The sequence below is a fragment of the Kineococcus gynurae genome, assembly GCF_042433995.1.
Taxonomy (GTDB): domain Bacteria; phylum Actinomycetota; class Actinomycetes; order Actinomycetales; family Kineococcaceae; genus Kineococcus; species Kineococcus gynurae.
In genome coordinates this window covers 112,550-123,161 of record NZ_JBHLUI010000001.1, presented here as the reverse complement: position 1 = coordinate 123,161, position 10,612 = coordinate 112,550, and the positions used below count along the sequence as shown (strand labels likewise).

The window sequence follows — 10,612 nt, the reverse complement described above, 5'->3', positions numbered from 1 at the left end:
GTCACGCATGCGCTGCAGGATGGCGTGCGTCTCGGTCAACGCCCCGTCCGCGGTCTGGACGACGTTCACGCCGTCCTGGGCGTTGCGAACGGCGACCTTGAGACCACCGATCTGCCCACGCAGCCCCTCCGAGATCGACAAGCCGGCCGCGTCGTCGGCAGACCGGTTGATCCGCAGACCCGAGGACAGCTTCTCCAACGAGGAGGACTGCGCCTTGTCCGTGGCGTTGAGGTTCCGGTAGGAGTTCAACGCCGCGATGTTGTTGTTGATACGAAGACCCATGACGATCATCCTCCGTGAGTGGGGGTCCTGTTCGCCCGGACGACGACCACCGGGTCAGGCGGACGTCCCCTGCAGGTGGTGCAGGAAGTCGATCCGGTTGCGACGGAGCCAGTCCAGCCCCTCTTCGAGCAGCTGCTCGGACGTCTTGCCCTGTCCCGTCCCTCGCTGGCCGACGTGGTGGACGTAGGCCCTCGACACGAAGTGGGAGTACCCCATGCGCTTCAGGTCCCAGCACATGAGGTCGTCGGCGAACCAGTTGGTCGGGGGGAACCCGTCGGTCAGGTCGAAGACGTCGTGGCGCACCAGGGCGGCCACGGGCACGACCATGTCCGCCTGGAAGATCCGTCCCTCGGAGTCGAACTGGATCCCGTTGATGACGGTGTCCCCGTTGGGCGAGCGCAGGTTCTGCGGGCCCTTGACGTAGTTGGACCGGGCCCCGAGGAACCCCACCTCCAGGTCCGGCGCCTCTCGGTGGATGAAGTCCCGGTCGGCCAGCAGCTGCCCCACCGTGTCCGGGTGGAGCACGCAGTCGTCACCGAGGATGAGCAGGTCCTCGGCGTCGGTCTGCGTCGAGCACCAGTTCCACGCCTCGCTGCCCGTGGTGATGCCCGGCGCCTGCTCGATCAGGCGCATGCGGGGATTCGGCGGGAGGTCGCGCGGGCGTTCCCGTCCCGACCAGCCGACGACGACGTCCACGTCGGGCGCGTACGCCGCGATGGAGGCCAGGGCCACCCGGAGGTCGCCCCAGCAGGACTGCGCCTCCTCGGGCGTGGACCGGCGCGCCGCGGGGAGCAGGATGCTCAGCACGACGCCTCCTGCAGATCGGCCTCGCTCTGGCGCACCGTCATCGCGAGGGTGAGCAAGAGCTCCGCCCAGGTGACGGGGTCGACGCCGATCAGCGGGACGGGAAGACCCTGGAACCAGCGGAACTCGTCGTCGGCGAGGACCACGGCAGCCCCGCCCGGCCGCGACATCCAGTCCCGGCCGTCCACGAACTCCAGACGGGGCAACGCGCCGTCGGCACCGGAGCGGGACACCTGCGTGCGCAGGATCTCCTCTACGACCCCGGTGTCCTCGGCCTCAGCCTCCGAGGCCACCCGCACGCGGATCAGGTCGGCCGCGCCGCGTTCCCGGCGCCCGATCCAGGCCAGCAGCTTCAGGAGGCGGTCGTCGCTGTCCGGGACACCGATGACGAACGATCCCTCCTTCTCGACCTGGGCCCGTACGGCCTCGCACGCGAACTGGGCCGCCGACCAGTGCGCGCCGATCTCGGTGGTCATGATGTCGGCCAGGATGTCGGTCGCCATCTCACCGTCCAGGGCGTCGACGACCGTGTTGCGCAGGACGCTGCCGTCGTGCGGGAGCATCTTGCGGGCGATCTTGACGTGCTGGTCGCGCATGTAGGTCCACATGGTCAGGTGCGCACCGATGCGGCGACGTTCGGCCGGGTCCTCGGGCACGAACAGCCCCGCCGCTGCGACCGAGCACAAGGTGGTGACGTTGCGCAGCTCGTCCAGGTCGGTGAAGGGCAGGGTCTCGTGGGTCTGTGAACCGGTCCGCGTCACCCCACCGCGGGTCATGACCGCGGCGACGACCGAGGCGGAGACGAGGGGCACCTGCCGAGCGACGAGACGGGCCGTCTCCAGGGTCAGGCTCACCCGGTCACCGGGGTTGCTGATGCTGCCCGGGCGAGGCACGTGGACGGCTGCGGTGAACGCGTCCTCGAGCGGGAGGGGGGACCGCGCCGAGGACACCACGACGGCGGCCCCCGCACGATCGGTGGCCGCCCGCTCGTGGTCGTGGACGCACCACGGACCCGGGACGTCCCCGGCGTCCAGGAACAGCGTCCGTGCCCGGCTGGCCAGCTGCAGGGCGTCGAGGAGGCCGTCGGTACCGCTTCGCGCGACCACGTCGAGCGTGGTGCGACCACTGTCCCGCTCGTCCACGTCGCCGGAACCCCCGGACCGGGCCGGGACCACGATGATCTCGACCGGCGTCGTCAACCCTCGTTGTTCGCTCAGGGCGTCCACCGTGGCGCGCAGGGCTTCGGTGTCCAGGGAGCCGAAGACGACGGCGGTGGTCCCGCCCGGAGCGAGCTCCTCGGGCTGGTCCTCGACCTCGATGGCCGAGGGGTCGAACTCCTTGAGGACCATGGCCTGCGGACAGAGGGAGAGCAGGCGCGCCGCCCGGTCCTCGTCGTCGCTCACCACGGCCAGGACCGCGGGGAGAACCTTTTTCCACAGCTGACGGCAGACCTCGCAGCCGAGCGGTGACCGCATGAGGATCTCGGTCGGGATGGAGTGCTCGCAGCGCATGATCCCGGCGTTGGTCCGGACGACGACGTCGAACCCGGCCTCCCCCGACCGTTCGACCACGTGGGCGATGCTGCTGAGGACGTCGGCCTCGACGTCGATCAGCCGGGTCCGGGCCGACTCGACCGAGGCCATCACCTGGCCCAGCCGGCCGGCCTTGGCGGCGGGCAGCGGGACGACCTGCCAGCCGGCGGAGCGCCATGCGGCGCTGCGCTGGGCGAGATCCGAGCCCCCCAGCACCACGGCCACCGGGACGTCCTCGTCGAAGACGGTGAAGGGCAGCGCGCCCGTGCTGGGCGCGTCGGCCTTGCGCTCCAGGGTGAGGGGTTCGGTGCGCGGACGCGTCTTCTTCTTCGCCTTCGAACGCAGGTGGGACAGGGTCGGGTCCCAGGCCCACACCTCCTGCTGGGTGGGGATCGGAGGGTTGCGGAGGATGAACGAGGCGGCGGCCGCACCGGTGAACTCGCTGCCGTCCGCCATCAGCGCGCGCACGGGTGCCTTCTCGCTGGGCAACGGCATCCCGTAGGCGAGTGCGTTGCGCCGCCCCTCGCGGACGGGCGTCTCGGTCACGTCACGGTAGAGGGAGCCCGTCTTGAGCGGACGGGTGTGGTGGACGGTCAGGCAGTCGAAGATCGCCGACTCGAGACCCATGCCCGGCAGGATGGCCTGCCAGGCGGTGTCGATGCCCCAGCCGCTCTGCGCCCCCTCGAAGGTGTGCAGGCAGGCGCGCAGGGCGTCCCGACTGAAGACGGGGGCCATGATCTCGATGTACCTGACCCAGCGCGCGATGAACCCGGGATGGCTCAGGGTCTGCACGAAGCTGTAGTAGGAGTCCAGGCTCAGCGACGGCTGGGAGATCCCCAGACCGAGCCGCTGGTGGAGGACGAACATCTCGGAGATGGTCTCCGGATCGGCGTCGAGGTCGTCGTCCGGCATCCAGACGGCGTCGTAGTCCTCCATCAGCTCGGGATAGGCGACGATCAGGTCGTAGATGCCGGCGAACTTGAAGCCCTTGTTCTCGTAGACCGCGTCGGCGGTGCCCTCCCACTTGCCGGGCGTGCCGCCGTAGTAGTCGATGACCAGGTCGAAGTTGCGTTCCCCGTCCACCCAGTTGCGGTGCAGGGACCCGTCTCCGACCTTGGCCAGGACCAGGAACTGACGGCGGGTCGGAGACTCCTGCTCCGGGGCCGCCACGGTCTCCATCGAGCTCACAACCACAACTCCCTTTGGTCACGCACGGTCACAACAGTCACCCATTCGGCCGTGAGGCCGCCCAGCTGAGCGCCCTCCCGTCCCACCTGCCCCAGGGACCTGCCATGAAGATGATCGCTATCACTCCGAGTGACACTATGGCTACTCTAGGCTCAAAGGGACCCCCTTGAGGAGGAACGTCGTGTCACCCCAGCTGATCGTGGTCGGAGCGGGCCTGTTCGGACTGACCGTCGCCCGCGAGGCCGCCGAGCGCCACGGCCTGCACGTCCTCGTGCTGGACCGCCGCAGCCACCTCGGGGGCAACGCCTGGTCGGAGGCGGACCCGGAGACGGGGATCGAGGTGCACCGCTACGGCCCGCACTTCTTCCACACGAACAACGAGCGGGTCTGGACCTACCTCAACCGCTTCACGGCCTTCACGCCGTTCAGCTACCGGGGCCAGAGCAACCACCGGGGCGAGATCTTCCCGCTCCCGGTGAACCTGGCGACGATCAACCAGTTCTACCGCGCGGCGATGTCGCCGGACGAGGCCCGGGCGCGCCTGCGCGAGGAGGCGTCGATGTACCAGGGCGGGCCCGCCACGAACTTCGAGGACAAGGCGATCTCGTTGATCGGCCGACCCCTCTACGAGGCGTTCTTCAAGGGCTACACGACCAAGCAGTGGCAGACCGACCTGCGGTTGCTCCCCGCGGAGACGCTGACCCGGTTGCCGATCCGCTACACCTACGACAACCGCTGGTTCAACGACAAGTACCAGGCGCAACCCGCCGACGGGTACGCGGCCTGGATGCGGTCCATGGCCGACCACCCCCGCATCGAGGTCCGGCTGGGGGTCGACTTCCTCTCCCCCACCGCCGAGGTCAACCGCGGCGTCGTCGGCCGTGTGCCGGTCGTCTACACGGGCCCCGTCGACGAGTACTTCGGCGACGCCGAAGGACGCCTCTCCTGGCGGACCCTGGACTTCCACACCGAGGTGCACCCCACCGGTGACTTCCAGGGCACGGCCATCGTCAACTACGCCGACGTCGAGGTGCCCTGGACGCGCATCGTCGAGTACCGCCACGTGCACCCCGAGCGCGACTACCCCGCCGACCGGACGGTCACCGTCAAGGAGTTCTCGCGCTTCGCCGACACCCCGGGAGACGAGCCCTACTACCCGGTGAACGCCGTCGAGGACCGGGCCCGGCTCACCCGCTACCGCGCACGCATGGAGGCCGAACCCCTGGTCTGGTTCGGGGGAAGGCTCGGGACCTACCAGTACCTCGACATGCACATGGCGGTGGCCGCAGCCCTGTCCCTGATGGACAACAAGCTCAGCCCGTACCTGCAGACGCAGACCGTCGGCGACCCGGTGGCGTCGTGAACCGTCCCTGGCTGCTGACGGGCGGAGCCGGGTACATCGGTGCGCACGTCGCCGAGGTCTTCGCCGCCGCGGGTCGCGAGGTCGTGGTCGTGGACAACTTCTGCACCAGCGGACCGGTCGAGGAGGTCGAGGGGCGCCTACCGGCCGGCACCGCGGTCGTCGCGCTCGACCTCGGCGACACCGCCGGACTCCAGGAGGTGATGACGCGGTACGAGGTGGGCGGGATCGTCCACCTGGCGGCGCGGAAGTCTCCGACGGAGTCCATGACCGACCCGTTGCTGTACACCCGGGACAACGTCACCGGGACCGCGTCGTTGGTGACGGCGGCCCGCGCGGCCGGGGTCGGGCGGATCGTGTTCTCCTCCAGCTGCTCCGTCTACGGCAACCCCGCCGCGGCCGTGGTCGAGGAATCGGCGCCCTACGCCCCCATCAGCCCCTACGGCTGGTCCAAGACCTACGGCGAGCACCTGATGAACGCGGCGGCCCAGGCCTACGGCCTGCAGGTCGTCAACCTCCGGTACTTCAACGTCGCCGGGACGTCGTCACCTGCACTGGCCGACCGGGGGGCCTACAACCTGATTCCCCTCGCCCTCGCGGCCATCACCGCGGGCCGGGAACCGGTCATCTTCGGCGACGACTACCCCACGCCCGACGGGACCTGCGTCCGCGACTACGTCCACGTGGTCGACCTGGCCGAGGCGCACCTGCGCGCCGCGCTGCACCTGGAGCAGGACGCCGAAGCCCCGCCCGCGTCGACGTTCAACGTCGGCACCGGGCGGGGCAGTTCGGTTCGTGAGGTCCTGGACGAACTCCGGGTGGTCTCAGGGATCGACTTCGTCCCGCGTGTCCTCGAGCGCCGTCCCGGCGACCCGGCGAGCATCGTCGGATCGGTGGCGGCCATCCGGCGGGAACTGGGCTGGCAGAGCCGGTACTCCCTGCACGACATGGTGTCCAGCGCGTGGGAGGCCCGGCTCACCCGGACGGGATGACCCCGTCGCCTCAGACGTGGGCGGCGACCCGCTCCACCTCGGCGGGAGCCGGGGCGAGGCTCGCGAAGTAGGCGATGGTCTGGCGAAGCCCGTCCTCGTACCCGACGACCGGTTCCCAGCCCAGTTCGCGCCGTGCCACCGTGATATCGGGACGACGCACCGAGGGGTCGTCCTGCGGGCGGGGCACGAACACGATCTCGCTGCGCGAGGCGCAGAGGTCGCGGATGCGCTCGGCCAGTTCCAGCATCGACACCTCGTAGGGATTGCCGATGTTGACCGGGCCGGGCAGGCCCGAGGCCGCGAGGCGCACGATGCCTTCGACGAGGTCCGTCACGAAGATGATCGACCGGGTCTGCGACCCGTCGCCGGCCACGGTCATCGGGACACCGGCGAGAGCCTGCGTCGCGAACGCCGGGATGGCCCGACCGTCGTTGGGTCGCATCCGCGGGCCGTGCGTGTTGAAGATGCGCAGGATCACGGTGTCGGTGCCGAGGCTGCGACGGTAGGACGCGGTGGCCGCCTCGGCGAACCGCTTGGCCTCGTCGTAGACGGCGCGCGGGCCGACGGGGTTCACGTTGCCCCAGTAGTGCTCCGGCTGGGGGTGGACCAACGGGTCGCCGTAGGACTCGCTGGTCGAGGCCAGCATGAAGCGGGCGCCCTCCCGGCGGGCCAGGTCGAGGGCGTTGAAGGTTCCGGCGCTGCCGACCTTCATGGTCTCCACGGGCAGCTGCAGGTAGTCGATGGGCGAGGCCGGGGACGCGAAGTGCATGACCAGGTCGACCGGGCCGGCGACGACGAGCTCCTCGGAGACGTCGGCCTCGACGAGGTCGAACCGGCTGCCGAAACCGCTGAGGTGGGCCACGTTGGCCGGGCTGCCGGTGACGAAGTTGTCGACGGCGAGAACCTCGTACCCGTCGTGGAGAAGTCGCTCGCACAGGTGCGAGCCGACGAACCCGGCGCCCCCGGTGACCACTGCTCGGCGATTGCGCATGATGCTCCTTGGCGACGATCTGAGGGATGACAGGTGGCGGGTGAACCGGGTTCCTCCCCGGTCCGGTCCCTTTCGCGTGCTCACGTGCTCCATCGGCAGAGGAACGCTCCCCGTGAGGATCTCCGTCGACAGGTTCTGCCGGCCCTGGTCCCCGGCGGGCGCCGGGCCGGTCTCGGGCTCAGGGCTCGAGCAGTCGTACGAGCGGCTCGTCGATGCCCACGAAGGGGCTGATGAGCCCGCGCTCGGCCCGGTCGCGGATCTCCTCGAGCGCTCCCGCGACGTCACGCAGGTCGATGCCGTCGAGGTCGGTGAAGTCGTACTGCCACCACCGGACCCGCTCGAGCTCGTGGACGACGTCGGCGGGGAACCGGAACCGCACGATGCGCGCCGGGTTGCCGACCACGACGGCGTACGGGGGGACGTCCTTGGTGACGACGGCCATGGTTCCCACGACGGCCCCGTCCCCGATGGTGACCCCGCCCTTGATGTAGGCGTGGCCCCCGATCCACACGTCGTTGCCGATCCGGATGGCGCGCTGCTGCCGGTCGTCCCCGTGCGGGAAGTCCTGGAACGGCCGGCGACGACGGCGCCGATGGTCGTCCCACTGGGGGTTCTCCATCTCGTAGGTGAAGTTGGAGGTCCCCAGCCAGGTGAGCGGGTGCTCACGGAGGCCGAACTTGACGCCTTCGGCGATCGAGCAGTATCGCCCGATGGATTCGACGGCCGGGCTGATCATGGCGTGGCTGTAGGTGAACGCCCCGAAACGCGCGGCCCGGGTGTTGTGGACGCCACCGTAGAACGAGGTCGTGCCCTCGAAGACGGTCTCGGGATGGACCTCCACGAAACCTCTGAGGTCCACACCGACGTCGTGCAGACGGCCCCGACGGTCTTCCGGCAGGCGTCGGCCACGCCGGTGGTCACCGACCGCGACGTCGGGGTCGAGAAGCTTCCCGGCCCGCAACCGGAGGACCGTCGCGGCCTCGGTCAGTTGTTCGGTGACCACCCGCACCATCCGGGCGTCACCGACCGCCGGCCCCAGGACCGAGACCGGGCACCCCTCGATCGCGTCGGCCACCAGGTGCAGGCGCCGTTCGTCGGGTCCGTTCAGGACCAGGTGGACCGACACGTCGGGCCGTGCGTCCATGAACGCGGAGACCGAGGCCAGCGACGTGAAGACGTCCTCCGCCTCGGAGAGGCACGCCACGATGATCGCGAGATCGCAGCGCGCCGGCAGGGGCGGCCGTTCCTCCTCGAACGGCATCATCACCAGGGGTGCCGCGGGCAGGGGGGCGAGCGTGCGGTCGAGCTCGAGCGTCATCGCCGGCTCTCAGGCGCTGCGGGCGACGACCCGCGCACTGCTCTCGAAGCTGCTGAGCGCCAGGCGCGCCCGGAAGTCGCTCTGTGCGCCGACGGCGGCGAAGTAGCTCTCCTTGCGCTTCACCGCGGCGGCGGAGCCGCTCTGCGCCCCGACCATCTCGGGGGCGAGGTGGGTGTTCATGCCGTCGCGGAGCAGGACGAGCGCCTCGGCGCGCATCTGCGAGATGCGGGACTCGGTGACCTCGAGCTCGGCGGCGAGCTCGGCCATCGGCCGCTCGTGGATGAAGTACCCCTCGACCACGACGCGCAGCCGCTCGGGCAGCGCCGCGACGGCGGCGCGCAGGTAGCCGAGCCGCTCACGGTGCAGCAGCTCCTGCTCGGGGCCCGCGGTGTGGGTGGGCAGGTGGTCGTCGAGGGAACCGCCGGAGGCGGTGAAGCCCTGCATCGAGAGGACCACGGAGCGCTGCGCGTCGTCGCGCGTCTCGTGGACGTCGCGGGCGCTGACGCCGAGGGTGGTGGCGATCTCGTCGGCCGAGGGACGACGGCCCAGCTGGGCGGTCAGGGTGTCCTCGACCTCGGTGAGCTTGCGGGCCCGCTGCCGGGCACCGCGGGAGGCCCAGTCCTGACCGCGCAGCTCGTCGAGCAGCGCGCCCCGGATGCGGGTGTTGGCGTAGCGGTTGAACGGCACGCCCGTGGTGGGGTCGTAACCGCGCGAGGCCTGGACGAGGGCCATGAGACCGGCCGACGTCAGGTCGTCCCGGCTCACGTGCGCCGGCAGCCGGCCGATGAACTCGTTGGTGATGTAGCCGACGATCGGCAGGTTCTTCTGCACGAGCTCCGAGCGCTGCGCGTCGGTGAGCTGGTTGCCCGGGGTCCCGGCGTTCGACGAGGCGTGTGCGGTCACGCCCCCTTTCTCGGCACGTCACCCCCTCGGACTTGAGCCCCCCGTTCGGAGGAACCCCCGCTGCGCTGTCCGGGGGGTCCGCGCCCGGCCGGCTCAACGGGACCGGGTCGGCTGCCGATCGGCGGACGTGCGACCTCTCCACCACGTGCTCCGTGACCTGCAGAAGGCCTCCGACGAGGGCCGGCTGACCCCGTCCTTCATCGACGCCTACGCGCGGTTCCACCACGAGAAGCCGCTGGCCCTGTACTCCCTGGCCAGTCGGAACTTCATGCCGATCGCGCACGAGGAAGGGCGCAACGACCACGTCCTCACCCCGCACGAGCCGCGGTCGGTCAGCCACGGCCGCGAGATGCTCGACGCCCAGGAGCGGGCCGGACGGGAGACCCTGCGCCGGTTGCGGCGCGGCGAGGACGACGCCCGTCCCTGGGCGATGCGCAACCCCACCCGCTTCGCGTTGCCCGTCGAGACGGAGGAGCGGGTGCCCCTGGCGTCCCTGGAGCGCCGGGAGCACCTCTCGGACTACCTCCCGGCCGGGGACCCGTTCGACGCCCCCCTCCCGACCGGCGCCGCGACCAGCACCGACGAGGACCGTCCGGTCGAACCGGTGCCGGCCCCCTCCGCCTGATCGGTCCCCGACCGCCTCAGCTCCCCCCTCCACCCGCCGATGGGGGACCCGACGCCACATCGGGGGTCCGTCCGGACCCCGACCACGGACAGGGAAGGACCGGCATGGGACTCGCAGAGGTCTCCAGCATCCTCTGGAAGGAGCGGGAGCTGCTCGAACTGCTCCTGTTCAAGCTGGAGGAGGAACAGCTCGTCCTGGCCAGCGGCCGCAGCCGCTGGCTCGCGCACGCCACCCGCGAGGTCGAGTTCGTCCTGGAGCAGATCCGGTCCACCGAGCTGCTGCGTGCGGTCGAGGTCGACGCCGTCGCCGAGCAGCTGGGCCTGGCCCCCTCCCCCAGCCTGACCGTCCTGGCGCAGAACGCCCCCGAACCCTGGGACCAGCTGTTCGGCGCGCACCGCGACGCCTTCCTCACCCTCACCGCCGAGATCCAGACCCTCGCCGACGCCAACCGCGACCTCCTCTCCACCGGGGGCCGGGCGCTGCGCGAGGCACTCCTCGGCCTCGACGAGGGGCTGGACACCTACACCGCGCAGGGCAAGAACGACTCCGGCCCCCGGGCCGGCAACCGCGCGTACTTCGTCGACAAAGCCTTCTGAGCGATCCGAGAGAGGACACAG

General features: G+C 70.6%; 10 protein-coding genes. 4 read left to right on the top strand and 6 right to left on the bottom strand.

The features are described 5' to 3' along the window. From ACFFKU_RS00575 to ACFFKU_RS00565, 3 genes are all read right to left on the bottom strand, one after another. On the bottom strand, positions 1-282 hold a 282-nt coding region (locus ACFFKU_RS00575), incomplete at its 3' end, for a flagellin N-terminal helical domain-containing protein (protein ID WP_446685451.1). 54 nt (positions 283-336) lie between these two features. Next, entirely contained in the window at positions 337-1,089 is a 753-nt protein-coding gene (locus tag ACFFKU_RS00570) for a glycosyltransferase family 2 protein (RefSeq protein ID WP_380134419.1), read from the bottom strand. Then, positions 1,083-3,806 (bottom strand): hypothetical protein, encoded by a 2,724-nt coding sequence (locus ACFFKU_RS00565; protein WP_380134417.1) that lies wholly within the window; start codon positions 3,804-3,806, stop codon positions 1,083-1,085. The genes ACFFKU_RS00570 and ACFFKU_RS00565 overlap by 7 nt, the downstream gene beginning before the upstream one ends. Before the next feature lie 181 nt (positions 3,807-3,987). Between ACFFKU_RS00565 and ACFFKU_RS00560 the strand changes: the two genes are divergently transcribed. After that, on the top strand, positions 3,988-5,169 hold the full coding sequence (locus ACFFKU_RS00560) for a UDP-galactopyranose/dTDP-fucopyranose mutase family protein (RefSeq protein ID WP_380134415.1): 1,182 nt from the start codon (positions 3,988-3,990) through the stop codon (positions 5,167-5,169). Then, entirely contained in the window at positions 5,166-6,158 is a 993-nt protein-coding gene (gene galE / locus ACFFKU_RS00555) for a UDP-glucose 4-epimerase GalE (RefSeq protein WP_380134412.1), read from the top strand. The genes ACFFKU_RS00560 and galE overlap by 4 nt, the downstream gene beginning before the upstream one ends. Before the next feature lie 10 nt (positions 6,159-6,168). On the opposite strand, the gene ACFFKU_RS00550 is transcribed toward galE, so the two are convergent. The 3 genes from ACFFKU_RS00550 to ACFFKU_RS00540 form a co-directional block, all read right to left on the bottom strand. Further along, positions 6,169-7,149: a UDP-glucuronic acid decarboxylase family protein gene (locus ACFFKU_RS00550; RefSeq protein ID WP_380134410.1), complete on the bottom strand. Its 981-nt coding sequence runs from the start codon at positions 7,147-7,149 to the stop codon at positions 6,169-6,171. Between the two features lie 178 nt (positions 7,150-7,327). Beyond that, entirely contained in the window at positions 7,328-8,467 is a 1,140-nt protein-coding gene (locus tag ACFFKU_RS00545; protein WP_380134408.1) for a CatB-related O-acetyltransferase, read from the bottom strand. 9 nt (positions 8,468-8,476) lie between these two features. Then, complete coding sequence (locus ACFFKU_RS00540) at positions 8,477-9,370, bottom strand: sigma-70 family RNA polymerase sigma factor (protein WP_380134406.1); 894 nt, start codon at positions 9,368-9,370, stop codon at positions 8,477-8,479. 127 nt (positions 9,371-9,497) lie between these two features. Here ACFFKU_RS00540 and ACFFKU_RS00535 point away from each other — a divergent pair, with 127 nt between their 5' ends. After that, positions 9,498-9,995 (top strand): hypothetical protein, encoded by a 498-nt coding sequence (locus ACFFKU_RS00535; protein WP_380134404.1) that lies wholly within the window; start codon positions 9,498-9,500, stop codon positions 9,993-9,995. A 104-nt stretch (positions 9,996-10,099) separates the two neighbouring features. Continuing rightward, positions 10,100-10,591, top strand: a complete 492-nt coding sequence (gene flgN, locus ACFFKU_RS00530; RefSeq protein ID WP_380134402.1) for a flagellar export chaperone FlgN — start codon at positions 10,100-10,102, stop codon at positions 10,589-10,591. Positions 10,592-10,612 lie beyond the last annotated feature (21 nt).